This is a genomic window from Micromonospora sp. NPDC047620, from assembly GCF_043205005.1.
In the GTDB taxonomy this organism is placed as follows: Bacteria; Actinomycetota; Actinomycetes; order Mycobacteriales; family Micromonosporaceae; genus Micromonospora.
In genome coordinates this window covers 53,009-70,053 of record NZ_JBIDDG010000028.1, presented here as the reverse complement: position 1 = coordinate 70,053, position 17,045 = coordinate 53,009, and the positions used below count along the sequence as shown (strand labels likewise).

The 17,045-nt window shown below is 68.8% G+C and carries 15 protein-coding genes; 10 read left to right on the top strand and 5 right to left on the bottom strand.

From position 1 onward, the window contains the following. Window positions 1-1,018: 1,018 nt before the first annotated feature. The 5 genes from ACGF5C_RS27325 to ACGF5C_RS27305 form a co-directional block, all read right to left on the bottom strand. The gene (locus ACGF5C_RS27325) at window positions 1,019-1,537 is read right to left on the bottom strand and encodes a hypothetical protein (protein WP_393306129.1); all 519 of its coding nucleotides are present in this window, start codon (window positions 1,535-1,537) and stop codon (window positions 1,019-1,021) included. Between the two features lie 641 nt (window positions 1,538-2,178). Next, on the bottom strand, window positions 2,179-2,853 hold the full coding sequence (locus ACGF5C_RS27320; protein ID WP_393306127.1) for a hypothetical protein: 675 nt from the start codon (window positions 2,851-2,853) through the stop codon (window positions 2,179-2,181). 51 nt (window positions 2,854-2,904) lie between these two features. After that, window positions 2,905-4,326, bottom strand: a complete 1,422-nt coding sequence (locus ACGF5C_RS27315) for a competence protein CoiA family protein (RefSeq protein ID WP_393306125.1) — start codon at window positions 4,324-4,326, stop codon at window positions 2,905-2,907. A 1-nt stretch (window position 4,327) separates the two neighbouring features. Next, window positions 4,328-5,320, bottom strand: coding sequence for a tyrosine-type recombinase/integrase (locus ACGF5C_RS27310; RefSeq protein WP_393306123.1), 993 nt, complete (start codon window positions 5,318-5,320; stop codon window positions 4,328-4,330). Window positions 5,321-6,488: 1,168 nt separating this feature from the next. Beyond that, window positions 6,489-7,169: a hypothetical protein gene (locus tag ACGF5C_RS27305; RefSeq protein ID WP_393306121.1), complete on the bottom strand. Its 681-nt coding sequence runs from the start codon at window positions 7,167-7,169 to the stop codon at window positions 6,489-6,491. A gap of 693 nt (window positions 7,170-7,862) precedes the next feature. Between ACGF5C_RS27305 and ACGF5C_RS27300 the strand changes: the two genes are divergently transcribed. The 10 genes from ACGF5C_RS27300 to ACGF5C_RS27255 all read left to right on the top strand — a co-directional run bounded on the left by ACGF5C_RS27300 (window position 7,863) and on the right by ACGF5C_RS27255 (window position 16,909). After that, a complete protein-coding gene (locus tag ACGF5C_RS27300; protein WP_393306164.1) occupies window positions 7,863-9,605 on the top strand; it encodes a ParB/RepB/Spo0J family partition protein in 1,743 nt (580 codons plus the stop codon). Window positions 9,606-10,106: 501 nt separating this feature from the next. Further along, window positions 10,107-10,820, top strand: a complete 714-nt coding sequence (locus ACGF5C_RS27295; protein ID WP_393306119.1) for a GntR family transcriptional regulator — start codon at window positions 10,107-10,109, stop codon at window positions 10,818-10,820. Window positions 10,821-11,570: 750 nt separating this feature from the next. After that, window positions 11,571-12,509: a PP2C family protein-serine/threonine phosphatase gene (locus tag ACGF5C_RS27290; RefSeq protein ID WP_393306117.1), complete on the top strand. Its 939-nt coding sequence runs from the start codon at window positions 11,571-11,573 to the stop codon at window positions 12,507-12,509. 55 nt (window positions 12,510-12,564) lie between these two features. Next, window positions 12,565-12,870 (top strand): hypothetical protein, encoded by a 306-nt coding sequence (locus tag ACGF5C_RS27285; RefSeq protein WP_393306115.1) that lies wholly within the window; start codon window positions 12,565-12,567, stop codon window positions 12,868-12,870. Window positions 12,871-13,167: 297 nt separating this feature from the next. Further along, complete coding sequence (locus ACGF5C_RS27280; RefSeq protein WP_393306113.1) at window positions 13,168-13,758, top strand: DUF3560 domain-containing protein; 591 nt, start codon at window positions 13,168-13,170, stop codon at window positions 13,756-13,758. Continuing rightward, complete coding sequence (locus tag ACGF5C_RS27275) at window positions 13,755-14,453, top strand: hypothetical protein (RefSeq protein WP_393306111.1); 699 nt, start codon at window positions 13,755-13,757, stop codon at window positions 14,451-14,453. The genes ACGF5C_RS27280 and ACGF5C_RS27275 overlap by 4 nt, the downstream gene beginning before the upstream one ends. A 182-nt stretch (window positions 14,454-14,635) precedes the next feature. After that, entirely contained in the window at window positions 14,636-15,493 is an 858-nt protein-coding gene (locus ACGF5C_RS27270) for a hypothetical protein (RefSeq protein WP_393306109.1), read from the top strand. After that, window positions 15,430-15,678 (top strand): hypothetical protein, encoded by a 249-nt coding sequence (locus ACGF5C_RS27265; protein ID WP_393306107.1) that lies wholly within the window; start codon window positions 15,430-15,432, stop codon window positions 15,676-15,678. The genes ACGF5C_RS27270 and ACGF5C_RS27265 overlap by 64 nt, the downstream gene beginning before the upstream one ends. A 251-nt stretch (window positions 15,679-15,929) precedes the next feature. Next, complete coding sequence (locus ACGF5C_RS27260) at window positions 15,930-16,499, top strand: hypothetical protein (RefSeq protein ID WP_393306105.1); 570 nt, start codon at window positions 15,930-15,932, stop codon at window positions 16,497-16,499. A 143-nt stretch (window positions 16,500-16,642) separates the two neighbouring features. Beyond that, window positions 16,643-16,909, top strand: coding sequence for a hypothetical protein (locus ACGF5C_RS27255; RefSeq protein WP_393306103.1), 267 nt, complete (start codon window positions 16,643-16,645; stop codon window positions 16,907-16,909). The last annotated feature ends 136 nt before the right edge of the window (window positions 16,910-17,045 follow it).

The following is a 17,045-nucleotide window of genomic DNA, read 5'->3' as shown; positions in this document are numbered from 1 at the left end:
CGCCAGGAACCCGCGCGTCCGCGATCGATCCTGGCGAAGTGGACATGATCTCCGGTAACCCCGCGGCACGACCGCAGCGCCGATCCGTACGGCTAGCATCACACGCCCGGCCGATCGGAGGCAACTGGCCGCCGGGTAGCGCGAGGCCGGCGGTACCCACACAGTTCGTGTCGCAGTGCGACAGGCAAGTTCATGGAGAACACAGCAAGCCGCTGTGCCGCCGTTGACCTGTACACCGAAGGTGAGTGGGCCGTCGATCGTCACGGGTCCGGCGGAACAGCGACGGGCTCGGCCGACCGTCAGCCGACGGATCACCAGTGCCCAATCAACCGGTTACCGGTCGAGCATGCACGTCCGTCCACCTACTGAGCAACGGGCCCACCTCCGCGTCGCCACTCGACGGGATGTCGTCACCGCGCACGCAGACACGCTGACGTGTGTGACCGTGCGGGCGGCACGTGACCATGTCGCTGGGAGAAAGCCGGATGACCTTGCCGTACTCAGGAGATCCCCATGGCCGAAGACCGTACCGGAATTGGCTCACCGTACTTCTACCAGCGAGTAACAAGCTTGCTGATGCCGGACGCCCCGGGCGGGCCGCCCACGCCCACTCACAGCGACTCACAGGGCAGGTCACGCCGCATCTGTCAGCCCGAACCGGCGAACTGTCAGCGCCGGCCGCCGACGTCGGCGGCTCAGACGCTGGCGAGCGGATCGGGCTGGGGCAGCATGCACAGTTGCGCGGTCATGACGGCGTCCTATGGTCCGGTGACCATGACCAACGAGGTGCCGACGTGGCCTCCGCACGCGGTGAGCGGCGCTCCGGTCGTCATGTCCTTGGCAGGCGAGGTGAACCCGCTTCGTGGCCTCTCCGCCGTCGACGGACAGCGTGCGGGCTCCGGCGGGCTCCGGCGGGTTGTTAGTGTCGAGCCGCTCGATGTACTGCGGCGGGGGCGGGACCACGCATCCTCACGTGTGCCCCGAAAACCCTCAGCTCCCGGTGAAATGGCGGCGGCCCTCAGTCCAGGTGCGCCCGTCGCCGGTACCACAGGGCGGCCAGGAACACCGCCAGCACACCGAACACGGCCGAGCCGACCCCACCGGCCAGCCGAACCGCCCCAGATCCGATCCAGGAGGCGAGCAGCGCCACCGTGGCCACCACCGCGCACATCATGGCGGCCGCCATCAGCCCCTGCCCCGACGCCACCGCCTGGGCGGGTTGTCGTGCCACCAGCAGCACATGCTCGTCGAGCGGATCCACGTCGACCTGGAAGCCGGCCCGCTCCAGCACAGCCCGGTAGCGGGCCATCGTCTCCGGCACATCGGCGGTACCACAGTAGGCGACGCTGAACGGCTCCGGCCCGTCCAGGCTGGCGTTGGCGCCCTCAACCTCGAAGCCGTCCAGGTGCCGCTCACCGAACTCCCGCAACCCGGCCCGGCGCAGCACCCGCCGCAGCGCCTCCACGTCGCGGTCCCGCGACGACCCCAACGGCCGTCCGCCCCGCCCGTACCCGTACCGCGGCTGCCCGGTATCCATGGCCATCACCGTACTGGCCTCCGGCGGGCACCGGTGAGGGCCGGCACCTCGCACACCACGATGCCGGCCCGTCCCCGTGCGGCCTGCCAGCACCCCAACGGACCCCTCCGGCCGGCAGGCACCACACCCCCACCCAGATCATCGAGGCAGGCTCGCGTTCGGATACGGCCTCCGGTTTGAGACTTCTCGCGGAGGTGTCAGTGTTGGGCTTCTCGTTGGGTGTCAGCGGATCTCTCATGGGGTGTCAGTGGCGTCTGCCGAGGGTGGGCAGGCCGCCGGCAACGGTGCGGACTGAGGTGCTTCGTTGACGGGCGCGGTCTTGCCGGTCGATCTGTTCCGGGTTGATGGCCGGGTGTGCGTGGCGGCGAATGTCGGCTTTGCGGGCCTTCTTGCGGGCCCGGCCGATGGCCAGGGCGCACCGGCCGCACTCGTTGGTGTCGTCGGGCCTGGTGGCTAGTAGTTCGTGCTGGGACACCCGAGGATGCCGGCACATGAATTGGGCTGCGTTGTCGGGGTCGGGTCGATGCGCGAGCGGCGGCTGGCCTGGTAGGACGACCCAGCCGGTCACCCATCGATCGGGGTTCTTGGCCGCATGTTCTGTGCCGTGGTCATCGAGTGGTGCGGGAAGGCGGTGAGGCATGTCAGCGGGCGCCGGCGAGGCCGGCGAAGTGGAGCACGAGGGCTTTGGCTCCCCGGGCGAGTTCGTCGGTGAGCTGGTGGGCTCGCTGGTGGTCAGGGTGCTGCAGGATCCACGTGTTGCTGAGCTTGATGATGACGTCGATGTCGCTGGGACGCAGCAGGGCTGCGGCGTCGGCGCTGAGACGTTCGGCGGGCTGGTGCTGCCACAGCCGCCACCAGGTGCCGGTGCGGTTGTCGAACGACAGGTGCCGGTTGCCCTGTGGGTTGATAAGGAAGATGGTGTTCGGGTCGTCGTCGACCGGCCACCAGGGCTGCTCTTGGGGCGTGGTCATGGCTCTCCCCGTGGAAGGGTGGCTTGCTGAGGGCTTGGCCTGCGGGCGCGGTGCTGGGTTGGTGCTGCGGATGCGGTGCCGCTGTCCGTCGCCGTCGTCGAGGCTGTCGTTCATGGCGTTCTGCACGACAGCGCGATCGGTTCGGGTGGCGGCGGCGATGGCCATGGCCAGGTGCTCGGGTGCTGACAGGTTCGGCCACGCTGGCGGGGTAATCCAGACTTCGGGTCCGTTGTCGTCGGAGTTGCCGTTGCGGGTGAGCTGGGCGTAGTAGCTGCGGGTACCGTCGTCCCAGCCCCAGGTGCTGCGCTGGTCCCAGCCGTCGATGAGCACGGCGTAGATCGACATGCGGTGTTGTTCCCTTCTCGCGGTGGCCGTTGCGCAGTCGTTGGTGACGGGTCACATGAGCGACATCTGTTCGTGGTCGGGGAGGTCGAAGTGGACGACGCGGACGGGGTCGATGTTGCCAGTGCTGACGAGTTCGTGGGCTTCGCGGACGTTGCGGACGTAGACAGGCACCACGGGCGGGAGCCGGTGCAGCGAGGCGGGGCTGGGGCGGAGGATGCCGTGGAGCCGGCGGCGGACGTGGATGGCAATGCCGTAGGCGCTGTCGACGGTGACGCCCAAGGGGTCGAACTCGACACGGGTTGCTTCTCTTTTCCACAGCGGCTCGGCCACGGCGTCACGTAGCTGGTCGACCTGCGCAGGGGACAGCTGCGCCCACCACCGGCCTGCGGCCAGCTCTTCCTCCCGTTCCTGCCGCCGCCGTTGTTCCTCGGCGGCGCGTGCCTGCTCCTGGCGCTGCCGTTCCTCGACTTCACGCCGTTGCCGGGCCTGCTCGGCTTCGATCTCCCGCTGCCGGCGCTGTTCGGCCCAGCGGGCCGCGTCTTCTGCTGCCTGGATTTTGCGCTGCCGTTCCTGTTCTTGCCGTTGGGCCTCGCGTTGGCGTTCTTCTTCCTGCCGGCGGGCTTCAGCTTCGGTCTGGCGCTGTTGCTCGGCTTGGCGTTCTTGCTCCTCCCGTTGGCGTTTGCGCTCGTCCTGGCGTTGCCGCATCGCCTCGTGCCGGGTCTCGGTGTCGACGTGTCGGCTGGTGGTCCAGATCAGGCTCCGGCGGCGGTAGCCCTCGCTAGTGGGGTACCAGATCCGCCGGTACCGGGGACGGACCCGGTGGGGAATCGTCTGTCCGTGTAGGACCCAGCGGATGAAGGCGGTCAGCTCCGGGTCGTCGACGGCGATCCAGGTGCCGTGCTCGAAGTGGAAGGCGGCGGGACCGTCGACGACGGTCCACGGCTGGCCGTCGCGCGGCTCCTGGACTCGGATTGACGGCACATTGCCGATCCAGGGAGCTTTCCCACCGGGACTGACCCAGCACACACCGATGCCTTCGGCCCAGTACCGCTCGGTGCGCTCCTGGATGTCCTCGGCGGTGATGGGTGACAGTTGGGCCTCCCAGGCGACGCGCTGGGTGCCGTCGTGGGAGGAGGCGAGCACGTCGGCGCGCCAGGTGCCGTCGGGGGCACGGACCTCCAGTTCGGCGTGCCAGTCGGCGGCGCGGATCGCGGTCGCGAGTTCCAGCTTGAGCAGATGGTGCTCCAGGGACTCGTTCAGCCAGGCGCAGTCGGCGGGCCGGCCGGGGTCGTGGGCGAAGTACCGCAGCTTGCGGGCGGACACCTTGGCGTGCACGCCGTGGCTGCACTCAGGACAGCGCAGCGCGACCCGGGGCCGGGTCTTGTGCACCTGGTCCCACGTCAGTCCGCGGCCGAGGTCGGGCAGGGTGGCGTCGATGCGGCCGGCCTCGGGGTGGATCGCCGCGAACGCCATGTCACCGGCCCTGCCACGTCCGGCGGCGGGCGGCCGGGTCGGTCGCGGCGACGTGCGCGGCGACGGCTTCCGGGCCGGGCCGGGCGTAGCGCTCCAGAGAGCGGACGGAGGCGTGCCGGGAACGGGCGAGCAGGGTGGCGGTATTGGTGCCGTTCTCGGCTTCCTGGGTGAGCATCGCGTGACGCAGCTGATGCAGCGTGAAGCCTCGCGCCCGGTCGACCGGGTCGGCGAGGGGACGGGTGGCGTGCTCGAAGATCTCGGCGGCGCGGCGATAGGACAGCCGGGCCCGGCCGGTGACCGGGCACAGGTCGACGGTGGCCACGGCCCGGGTCGGCTTGCGGTCGCCGAGGAACACCGGGCCGCGGGCACGGCCGGCGAGTAGCCGGGGCAGCAGCATGGCGGCGCCGGTCTGCCAGAACACCCACTCGGTCTTGCCGCCCTTGGACACCACGCGGGCGCGTTTGCTGGCCAGGTCGAGGTCGCCGACGTCGAGGGCGAGGATCTCCTCGGCGCGGGCGGCGGTCTCGTAGGGCAGCCGCCACAGCGTCTTGTCGCGCAGGCCGACGTCGAGGCGCCACAGCGCGGCGACCTGGTCGCGGGTCAGCACCCGGGTGATGTCCACGGTGGCCTTCGGCCGGACCCAGCCCGCGGTGGGTTCGGCGGCAATCCAGCCGGCCGGCTCGCGCCACCAGGCCAGCGCGGAGCGCAGGGTGGACAGGTGCCGGACCCGGGTGGCCGGGGCGGTGGCGCCGAACGCCGCGGTGTACGCCTGCGCGAGCGCGGCCGCCCCGGCATCGGTGTCCAGCGCGGCGACGTCGTCACCGACCGAGGTGCCGGCGAGCCGGGCGGCGAGCACGGTCAGGGTCTGCCGGTACTTGACGGCGGTCCCGGGCGACCAGGCGTCGGCGGCGGTGTGCGCGAAGAGGAACGTCTCGACGGCGTGCGCGAAGGTCGGCGTCGCATTCGACGTCTTGAGCTTGTGGACCTGACCCACCGCGCACCTCACGGCTCGTCGCAGGAAATGCGTACGGGTCGAGGGTGCCAGAGCGGTACGACAACGTCGATGCCCGCGCTGCTCGCCGCAAGGCGGACATGGCGACGCCCCGGTGCCGTTGTCGCGGGAATCGGTCATTTGTGAGGTCTCAGTGGATCTGATCCCGCCGGAGTGCGCCTGGCCTGCGATGGATCAGATTCGTTGAGACGAACGACGGTCCGGCCTGTCTCAGTGGATCTGATCCTTTTCGGCCCGGCGCTTAGGTCGCTGTCCCAGCCCGCCAAGTATTTGATCTTGAAGGCAGTGGTGACCACCGCAAACGGCCCGAGAGCGAGGTGCTGCTCTCGGGCCGTTGCGGTGGTGTGTCAGCCGACGGTGTCGCGCTTGTTGGGTCGAGGGGTTCGAGGTGTTTTTCCTGGTCGTCAGGGTGGGCGGGGGTCGTATAGGTCGGGTAGCGCAGGGCCGTGGGGGCCTTCATCCCAATCGAGCCGGTCGGGCCGTTCGCGGTGCTCGGCGCTGGTGCGAGCTGTGCGTTACTGATCTGGCCCAGTGACGACGCAGTACACATTCGCCTGGTGGTATTCGGTGCCTGACGGATCAATCTGGCCGTCGACGTCGACATCGACGTGATTACGCCAGGAGATCAGTTGACCTGTCGAATCGCAGGGTCGGCGTGCCGTCGATCGGTTGTTGCTTACCGACTTGGGCTTGAGCTGTACCGACCCTGAACAAGCCTTACGGCGGTATGTGCCATCTGTGTAGTACTCGTAGAGGCAGTTGGTGACATGGGCGGTAGCTGCTGTGCAGTCGCCCTTGTCCCACTGCCCGTGCCCAGAGACATCTCCCGACGAGTAGTGAGGATCGTCAGGCAGGGTGACGGGTGTGCACCCGATCGCCGATGTCCTGTCCGCGCCGTCTTGTTTCCTGCTCGTCGCCGGATCGATCTCTCGGCCGTGCTCGTCGACGTACCGTGCGTGGTCTCCGAGACCGAGCGGCGCGAGGCCAGGGACGGCATCGGCGTAGGTGACCCATGGTCGGGCTGGACCCGGGCCTGCGCGGCTGCCGGCGAGGTGAAACTGATGCCCCCGACCGCCACACTTGCCGCGGCCGCAACCCGCAAGATTGTCGCTGCGCACCGCTTCAATGTTCCTCCCCTGTGGTTGTTGATTTACCGATAGGCCGGGGGGCGCTCGTTGGGCATCGCTTGGACCACATCGAGGCCGGAGGTGCTCAGCAGCCTGTCGACGGCGGCCCGATCAGCGCCTATCCCTGCCCAGTGAGTGGCGACATCACTGGTGAAACACCAACGACGATCGGCCGGCCAGACGAAGGCGGGGACCGGACCGGAATCACCGTCGAACGGCCCGTCGCGGCCTTCGATGTAGTCCCCGAGACGGCCGGTGAACAGGACGTACCTGCGGTGTGGAACGGTTACCAGCGGGCCGTGCCGTTCGGTCGCCGACAGGCCACTTCCGGCGGCGCCTTCCCAGACGCAGAAAAAGCACTGGTCAGGCGTCGTCGTGAATCCCGCGAGGACGTGCAGCGCACTTCGCGCCTGCGGCGTCCACAACTCGCGTTCGGCCGTAATGTCGGCGTCGGTCTCGAGCTGATCGGGCGAGGATGGATCGGGGATGTACCGCAGGCGGGCGTACGCCTCGTAGCCGGAGGGCCCGAATGTGATCAGCTGGTCCGCCGGAGTCCGCGAACTCGCGAGCCAGGCCGCTGCAGCCGTGTCCGCCGTATACCTCAAAACCATGTCTCTTGCGGCCCCCGTCGTCGTTGACGCGCGCAGTGCTACCGCCACTTTCGCATCTTCCGTAGCCGACGGCAGGATCTGGTCGCCGAGCACGCCCTCACATCTTCCACACGTAACTGTGCGGACCAGCACGGGCGGAAATGCGCTTCGCCTTGCCCGGCCGGCGCAAGTGCTTCCACTCTGCGGAAGGACGGAGTCAGAGTGGAGCCGGCCAGGTTGCCCAGCACCCGGCAGGTACTCGTATCAAGCTCGCTGTCCACTCACGTCCGAGCAATCACCGGACTACCCGTTCGTTCGTGAACCTGACCGCCTCACCAGCGCGCCGTCAGCCGGCGTGGACCAAGTCGTCGCGACGGCGCTGCCGCCGAAGGCATACGGCGTCCCCGGCCTAGCTAGAAATTGACACCAATCGAGGCGAATCTCGCCAACGCGCCGCCCCGATAGATCGCGACACCCACACGCAATCGCGAGATCACCATCCAGTCTCTGCACCACCATCTCAAGTCAGGCACCATTACGACGCCGAGCGACCGAACGAATATCAGTTGAGCGCGGACCGTCACCGATTTAGCGAGCCCGCGCCGCATCACCGGCAATTCGACTGGAGCATCCACCGCGATGAGGCTGATCCATTCGCCGGTAGCCCTATACGGCATAGCTTCGTCTGCGAGTGGTCTACATCTCATGCTTGCAGGAGCCCTCTCTAATGCTGTAAGATTAAAGCACAAGGACGGATAGCAGCCCGGACTTGCTACCAACAACCCCACCAGAGGGAGACATGCTGTGATGGAAACCAAAGCCGAAGCGATGCGGCCAGACGCTCTCGACCTGGACCAGCCGGTCGGCATCCTGCCCGATGCCGACTCGCTGGGCGGCCCGAAGCCGGAGGACACCCCCGAGGCCAGCATCCCCGAGACGAACGGCCCAGTGCGCCCGCATTTGGTGTGGGCGGATCCGCGCGAGCTTCGGGTGCACCCGCGCCAGATCCGTAAGGATCTGGGCGACCTGAGCGAACTGCGGGACGGCATCGCGCAGAGCGGTGTCTTCCAGGCGCTGCTCGGAGTTCCGGGCGAGGACGGCATCTACATCACCCAGGGGCAGCGCCGCCGGGCCGCCGCCATCGAGGCCATCGAGCAGGGATCACAGATGGCACTGGAAGTGCCAGTGCTGGTGCACGACGCGATGGCGGACCTGACCGCCGCGCAGATCGCGTCGATGTTGCAGGAGAACCTGCACCGAAAGGCGCTCACCGCCAGCGAGGAGGCTGGTGGCTACCGGCAGCTCACCCTGGAGGGCTGGACCACCGAACAGATTGTGGAGCGAACCGGGCGCAAGAAGGCCCACGTCGAGCGGTCCCTGGCGTTGGCGAAGCAGGGCGCTCAAATCCAGAGCGCGGTCGACAAGGGCGACCTGACGCTGGAAGACGCCGCCGAGGTCGCCGCGTTCGACGGTGACAAAGCCGCACTTGACCGGATCCTGAAGAAGAGCGGCACTGCGTGGGGCCTGCGCCACCAGGTCGCCAACGAGAAGCGCAAGCGCAGAGTCGCAGAGACCGCCAAGAAGCTGCGCGCCGAGCTGGACAAGGCAGGCGTCGTCATCGTCGGAAAGCCGAAGGGGTTTCCGCACAGCAGCCGCGAGGCAGCCGTCAAGGATCTGCGTGGCCCCGAGGGCGAGTCGTTGAAGGACGCCGACGTTCGCAACAAGCCTGGATTCGCCGCGTTCATCGACACCTCTGGGCACGACGCTGCGGTGGTGGTGATCTGTCTCAACCCCGACGCGCACGGCTACAAGCGGCGCGGCGTGTACAGCACGTACGTCTCCCCCACCGAGATCGCCCGCAGGGAGAGCGAGGCTGCGAAAGCCGAAGCCTTCCGCACGGCGTTGCAGACCGCAGGCGAGCTGCGCCGCAAGTTCGTGGCGGAAACCTACGGCAACGCCAAGGCCGCGAAGTCTCTCTACGTCCACGCTCTGCGCGCGACGCTGTCCGATCCGGCGCTGACGAACGGCGGCCGGGACGAGCACGAACTGCTTACCGGGCTGGTCGGCATCGACCCTGAGAAGGTCGAGATCAACGACGCGGGCGAGGCTCGCCTCGTTCGTCTGCTGGTGGGTCGCTGGGTCGCTGGCAACGAGAGGAACCTCAACGACTTCCTCACCGCACCTTACCGCTTCCGGCGCGAACCGGCGCTGAGCTGGCTCGACCGTCTCAGCGACGCAGGCTACGGCCTGTCCGACGCCGAGAGTGAACTGCGTGAGTCGCTGACGCCGAAGCCCACCGGCCAGCCCGACAGCGACCTCGATGAGGACGACTACGAGGGCGAGGATGATGTCGAAGAAGGCGACTACGATGATGGCGAGCCAGGAGACGCCACGCCGCGTCTGCACGTCGTGCCGGACGGCGCACTGACCGAGGGCGGCGACGAGGCGACGCCGACGTCCACCGATCCTCGGCCCGAGGCCTACGCCCGGAGAGAGGGTGGAGACGATCAACTAGTGGAACCGGAGGCGCAGGAGCGCGTCGCCGCGTGATCTCGGTGAGGGTGCCCGGCGGGTCCGGGCACCCTCACCGCTTCGATCTGCCCGAGAGCGCGATCCCACGGACAGGACTTCATCGAGGCCGAAATCCCAGACCGTGGCCATCCTGACCGACCGCCCACTCAAGGACATGCTCCGGTCTCGCGCTCCGCACCAAACGATCCTCTGCCCGACGCTGACGCACTGGTGACGGCCGCTATCGCAAACGGTCACCGCCAGCCACATCATGTTCACGCTCTAGCCCTCCGCAGGAGAGCCATGACCTCCGTGACATCGGCACCAGACGTGCGCGGCAGCAGGAGAATCCTGCGCCACGACGCTGTTACACTCGGCACCAATCTCACGGCGTGCATCCGCTCGTTGTCGAGGTTGTTGGTTGGCGGCCGGGGTGCTGCTGGCATCCGCTCGCGGATGCATATCCCCGGCCGCCGCGCACTCTGGCCCCCGATCCGAGCAGGAACAGACGTGAGAATTCGGGTCGTCGACGGACGGCGGATGACCGACCGCGCCGGCGCCGCCGAGTTCACCGGCCGCAGCGAACACACCATCGCGATCCAGACCAGTCCGAAGCGCCGCGCCGAGGGCTCCGGATGGCCCGCCCCGGTCCCCGGCGAAGATGGTGTCCTGCTGTACCCGCTCGATGACCTGGCTGCCGCGATCGAAGGAATCGCCGAGGCGTCCCGGGCGCGCGTTCACTCCATCACCCTCGACGGCGACCCCGACGAGCTGATCCCCGCCCTGGAGTTCCGGGCACTCATCGACGCCAAGGCCAGCACATGGTCCAAGTACGTCGACATGAGCAAGGCGGCCTGGGAGCGCGGCGAAGACGGATACCTACCCCGCCCTGATCTGGAGGAACCTGCTCCGAAGCGCGGCATCATCCGCTCCTGGAAACGCCAGCGTGTAGAACTATGGATCAACAGCCGTCCCGGCCGCGGTGCCGGAGCGGGCCCTCCCGTGCGCACCGAAGAGACCGGCCCAACCGCGGCGAAGTATCGGCGCGTCATGGCCGCGATCCGAAAAGACATCTCGGAGGGCGTCTTCGCGCCAGGTCAGCGTCTACCCTCCGAGGCAACGCTGGGCACCCGGTACGCAGTCAGCCTCACCACCGTCCGCCGCGCCCTGACCGAGCTCCACCACGAAGGTGTCCTGAGCCGCGGATCCGCCGGCACCGTAGTAGCGCCGAATGCCCCACCCCACAGCGGATAGCCTCTGCGGCCCGCGCGACGGCGAGCCGCGGCCCTAAGCGGCTACGGCACCGAGCGGATGGCCGCCCGCAGGGTGAGCCGGACGGATCTCACTGGGCGCGGTCGCACGCCGGAAACTGCCTGCGTGATGACCCGGTGATGATCTGGATGTAGAGCACGAGACGGGCCTGCCACCGTAACGCCCGTCGCGCTGCCGGCGTTGGCCGGCTGCGCCGACGGACAAGGCCAACAATCAATCCACTGCCAGCCGTGCGCCATCCCCGTCGACGACGACGCCGTCTCGTCTCCCGCTGGCCGCTTCAGCGGATAGCCGGAGGAACGCCGCCCTGGTACGTGCCGCCGCCACCCTGCGGCGTGTGTCTTCCCACGGGCGCCTCCGGCGGGGGCACTCGGGCTCCGGGATAACCGCCGGGCAGCTGCGGGTTCGCGGGGAGAGGGACTGTCGTCCCGCCCGCCATCGACCCAAGGCAAGCCGAGCGGGTCAGGGCCAGGGTGACAAGGTCGTTCAGTCCAGTAGGGCGCTCCACCTTGTCACCCTGGCCCTGACCCGCTCCACAGGTGTTGGGTCGACGGCAGACGGGACGACAGCACAGGCGGTGGCAACCGCGCGGATGTAGAGGTCTATCGCCAGGAGCCATGCCCGAACCCTGCGCACTCTTTCACATACCACCCTTATACTGTATGATTATAGACGCACCCATGGTCGACAGATCGTCAAAGCGGATCAACCGCATGCCACTACCAGCGAACGATGGAGGCACCGCACGTGAACCCACACATCGATCACGACCCGTACATCCGGTGGAGTGACACCTGGCAGCGCAACATGACGCGCTGTATCGCCTGCGGGTTCGAATGGTTCTTCCACATCCCCGATCGCCGGTGGCCACACCTGTGCGTCGACTGCGCCAACGCGGCCGACCGCCACCCGGAAGACCTCCTGCACTCCGCCTGGATCGCCTACGATCAGGGCCCCCGCCAGGTGCACGCGGACGCCGCCGCGGTATACCGCGACCCGAGCACCGGCCGGGAAGCGTTCTGCGTCACCGACGGCATCGGCGACGACTACGAGCCAGCCACCGCCGCCTACACCGCCGCCTGGTCGGCGGCAGCCGCTGCCGCGACCGGAGGAGCCGCCGCCGGCCTTCACGCCGCGCGCGCCATCTGGCACCGCCACTACGACCACGTCCCGGCCGGCCAGGAGGGCAACGCGGTCGCCGTCGTCGCCGCACCGATCGACACCGCCAACGGCGGCGGCTTCGACATCGCCTGGTGCGGGGACGCCCGCGCCTACACCTACGAGGCCGGCACGCTGACACAGCTCACCACCGACCACACCGAAGCGCAGCACATGCGCGACACCGGCATGCCCACCGAGTGGATCGGTCCGCGCGCGGAGAACACCATCCGCGCCTCGGTCGGGCGCGGTGACATCGCCAGCATCCGCGCGTTGGGCCCGGTCGGCCGGCTGCTGTTGTGTAGCGACGGCGTACACCGCCAGCTCAACCCCGACACCATGGCCCGGATCCTGCGCGTGCACCCAAGCGCCCGGAACGCCGCCACCCGCCTGGTGCGCGCCGCGCGTCGCGCCGGCAGCACCGACAACGCGACCGCCCTCGTGATCGACCTGCCCACGAGCGCGAACAGCCGCTACCACCGCCCACCCACCGACTCGCCCTCAACGAATTAGTACTGTATGATTATAGACATGTCGCCGGTTGCCGAGTGATTGGAGATCGCAGTCGATGTGGAATGAGCCGGACTACCCGACGCCCGACACGGGCTCCATGGTCCTCATCGCGGCATGCATCCGCTGCCTCGCGACGGTCTTCTGTGATCCCGACACGGTGCCCAGCGTCTGGATCAACTACTGGACCCGGTGCAGCCTGCGTCCCGACGGCTCCGACATCGAACCTGGCGAGCCCAGCACGACGCGCGAACCTCTCTGCAGTGACTGCGCATCCGTCCACAAGAGCGCCGTCGGCCGCTATCTACCAGTACGCGTTCTGTTCCCGCATGCCCGACTCGATCGCATCACCGTGACCCCATGACCTGGTGGGTGCGGGCCGGCAAACCGGGCTCGCGCCCACCACGCCGGCCAGCAGCCCGGCAGCACCAACAGCCCTCCGACGACAAGGCCATAGCATGATCACTATCAGGCACACGCACGCCGAGGGGACCCACCCTCGACGGCCCCACCCGGGGAGACGGCGTGCTCGATTTCGTCGCCCCGCACGGCTTCATCTACCGCCGCCACGCCGGCATCCATCTCCCACACCCGCGACACGTTCTCCGACACTCATCGCATCACTGCCGCAGCCGAAACGCTGCGCGCCGCCGGCCACAGCGTGGCCCTTGACATCGACGACCAGTGGCGACCGGCTGCCGTCCGCGAAGCTGAGCGCGCCGACCGCGCCGGCACCCGGGCCGACCGGCTGACCGAGCGCGCCGCATCCGCAGACGCCCGCGCGGACGCCGCTCGTGACCGCGCCGATCAGCTCACCGCCGGCCGGCTCGGCGGCCAGCCGATCCTGATCGGGCACCACAGCGAGAGCAAGGCGCGTAGGGACCAGGAGCGAAGTGACGCTCTGCGGTTCGCCGCCATTGACGAAGCCGGCTACGCCCGCCATCTGGCCCGGCGGGCGGAAGGCTCGCGCGACAACGAGGCCGCGAAACACCAGCCGCGTGCGATCGCCAACCGCATCGAGGAGCTCAGCGCGAGTATCCGACGGTGGGAACGGTCCCGCGACCACTCGAGTTCATCCGACGAGTTCCGCCGCTGGGCACAACTGCACATCGACCGCGACAGCGAGGACCGCGCGCACCAGCGCGCGAAGCTCGCCGCGATGGCCCAGTCGGGGCAGTTCGTCCCCTGGTGCCGGGACGACTTCGCCCCGGCGACCACGTCCGCGTCGGCGGCTACGGGTGGCACGAGGTGACGCGGGTAAACGCCAAGAGCGTCAGCGTCGCCGCCGGACATCTCCCGCCAGTGGCGTATCGCCACATCCACGGCCGCCGCCGCGACGGCCAGCAGCTCGACACTCCTGCCGGTATCCCCTGGCCGGTCGAGCACGCCCAGCGCGTCGGCCGGTGGGTCCACCTGCGCCCAGGCCAAGCTCCCGCCTCGGGACACTCCCTCACGGTACCGGCGCACTGCGTGGAGGCGGCGCAGCGCATCGTGCACGGTCTCGACCTCGACGCCGCCGACTCCGAGGTTGCCGCGTTCGCCCAGCAGGTCACCGACCTCGACCAGCGCCGAGAGCTGGCGATGCTCTACCTCGACATCTACCGGCAACTCTTCGACGGCGCACCCCCCGCCGCCGTCCGAGCGACCGTGACGCCACCCGCCATCATCCCCGCGTGGGCGCTGCCCGCCCACGACCCCACCGAACGGCGGGCGGCCGACCTCCAGCCGGGCGACCTCATCAAGGGCCTGTGGGACTCGACCGGCGCCGGCCGTTACCTCTGGCGGCACTTCGCCGGTCCCATCGCCGAGGTCTCCCCCGTCCGCGAGCGCCCCACGGGCCGGTGGGTGAGCGTGACTTTCATCGACGGCGCCACCCGCGACGACAAGATCCACGTGTGCTACGCCGTGTATCCGGCAGGCACCTGGGAAACAGCCGGCCCTGCCTGATCCCGAGCCCTGCCTGCCGGCCCCGTCGCTGGCGGGCAAGGCTCCCCCACCGCCGCGAGACCGGCGGCGGCTAAGCCGGAGCGGCCTGACGGCCGCGCTGCCCGGCCTATGTCGCCTGCCCGGACGGCTCCGCCGTCCGGGCAGGCGAGCCGAAACCACCACCTCGCAGGAAAGGCTCAGCTATGCGTTTCATCTCTGACTTCGAGCGCGCCGCCGTCCCCGGCAGCCGCTGGATGTGCGTCAACCGCATCTACCCGGGCGTGTCAGGGCTGCGCACCATCACCGGAGGGAAGACGGTGCTCAGCTACGACGCGCTGCAAGCCGATGGGAAGACCATCCGTAATGCTCGCCTGGAGCTGCCCAAGGCAAGCGAGTGCCACATCGACGGCGACAGCATCCACTTCCTGAGCCCACCGGGGACCGAACGGATCGCGTACACCTGGACCCTGATCCCGCACGGCGCCCCCGACGCGGCACTCCGGCCGCCGCGGTTCATCGCCGCTCACCCGATCGCCGCCGGCCTGCGCGGTCCGGGCGACACCCCTTGGTGCGTCTTCGACACCGTTCGGGGACGAATGGTCAGCGCCGCAGGCCCCGACACCGACGAGGATGGCCACGGCGCCTACTTCGCGACCGAGGCCGACGCGGCGATCGCCACGTTCGCCCCGACGGCTGGCCTGGAGGACCCTGCATCCGACCGCCACGGTGTCGTTGCGCCCGATACGAGAGTCGACACGAACGCGAAGGGTTGGTCCGGCCGCGTGCCCGGTGTTTCGGGCCGCTGGGCCGGCGCGACCGACACCGAGCAGGTGTTGCTGCTCAGACATGCACACGCCGAGGCGATCCAGGAGGACGGTGAATCAAGGACGGTGACCGCAACGCCCGCGAGTTCGACCGGGTGCAGCGCGTCTACAGCGAGGCGGTCGGTCACCGCGGCGAGAACGGGAGGATCTACGACTGGAAGAAGGCCGAGGTGGTGGCGTACGCCGAGAAGGTTGAGCGTGAGCGCCCGGCTTCCGACCCGCTGCCGGGCAGCCTGAACGAGGTTGGCGAGAACGTAGACCCACGCAAGGTCTGCGTGGTGTTCTCCTTCCCCGCGGACGGCGTCGGCCGGTCGCTGCCGGTGCGCGACGACGCGGGCCGGATCCGCGTGTGCGAAACGGATGGCAAGCGTGTCGGCTGGGCGCGGTTGGCTGACATTACATGGACTGACACCCTTCCGTGAGCGACGTTGCCGCCCACGACATCGGGACGCCGACGAGCCGCATGTCGGCGTCCCGCGGCCGGTCCAACCTGCGAGGTGCTCGGTACCACAGTGGCGACAGGAAAGGCGCCGCTACGGCGGGCGGTCGCCACCAATCGGGGCGGCCGAGCACGGCGATCAAGCCTTCACATCTAGCCTTTGTGCTGTATGATTATAGTTGGCACCTGGGGTCAGCAGCCCCCGCCGCGCCAACAACCTGGAGGCCGAAGATCATGCTGTCCGCCGCAACCGCGCACGCACTCAGCGAAGCGCTCATCGACACCGAGCGCGCCGCCGAGCAAGTCGGATGGGACGCGCCACCCCAATTGCTCGGCATGTTCACCCGACTCGACACCACCATCGAGATCGCCCCGGTGCCCCTGCACCCGGAGACCTGGCGCGCCCGCGACCCCCTAAAGCCGGACGCGTACATTCCCGTCACCGCCATCCTGGACGTGCTCACCGCCTACTTCACCGCACCCCTGACGCCAGCCTGGCTCAGCGAGTGGCTGCATGAGGACGGCCGCACACCGGTCGGCTTCGCGTTCCTCTGCGAGGGCCGGGAAACCCTCAACTCCCCCGGACAACGCCGCAGCGGCCTCCAGGCAGTCGCGAACGCCGGCGACAACGCGATCCGCAGCCTGAGCGCGCTAGACGTCGACGGCCGCTACTACCACGTGCTGCGGCGACGCGGATCCGCCACCGCATCGGCGAACACCGACCACGACCCGACTCCGCTGATCCGTCAGACCACCCTGGGCGCCTGCCTGTACCGCCTGCGACACCTCGCCCGTCCGGCGTAGCTCACGCCGCACACCATCGCGCGGTCCAGCCCCGTCCACCGCAACCGTCGACGGACGGGCCACCCCGCAACCACCCCCAACAACGAGGGCCACCACACGCCGACACGGTGACGGCGGCTCAATAGGCAGAACGGCAGTGCTACATGTCCGACAACAAATTCTGGAGCGACGCCGCCGGCACACCGGCCGTCTACGGCCCCGACGACTCGTGGTGGTACGACCAACAGGACGACGCCGAAGACTCACCGAATCCGCAAAAGAGCACCGCCGTGGTGCTCGGAGATATCTGGAGCGCCGGCGGTGTGGTCCTCTACGACACGCCGGCCAACTTGCGCCGATACCTACACGATGCCCTGCGGCTGCTGGACCTGGTGGAACTCACGCCAATGCGCGCACCGTCGACGTCGTAAAGGCCGGCCGGTCGCCACCACCGATAGTTCCCAACCCTGTCTTGTTCCTCGGTGCGTCGTGGTGGCGACCGTTGCTCCCGCGAGCACCGGGCAGGCCGGACGCTCGCTACGCTCGCACCCATCCGGCCCGCCCTTC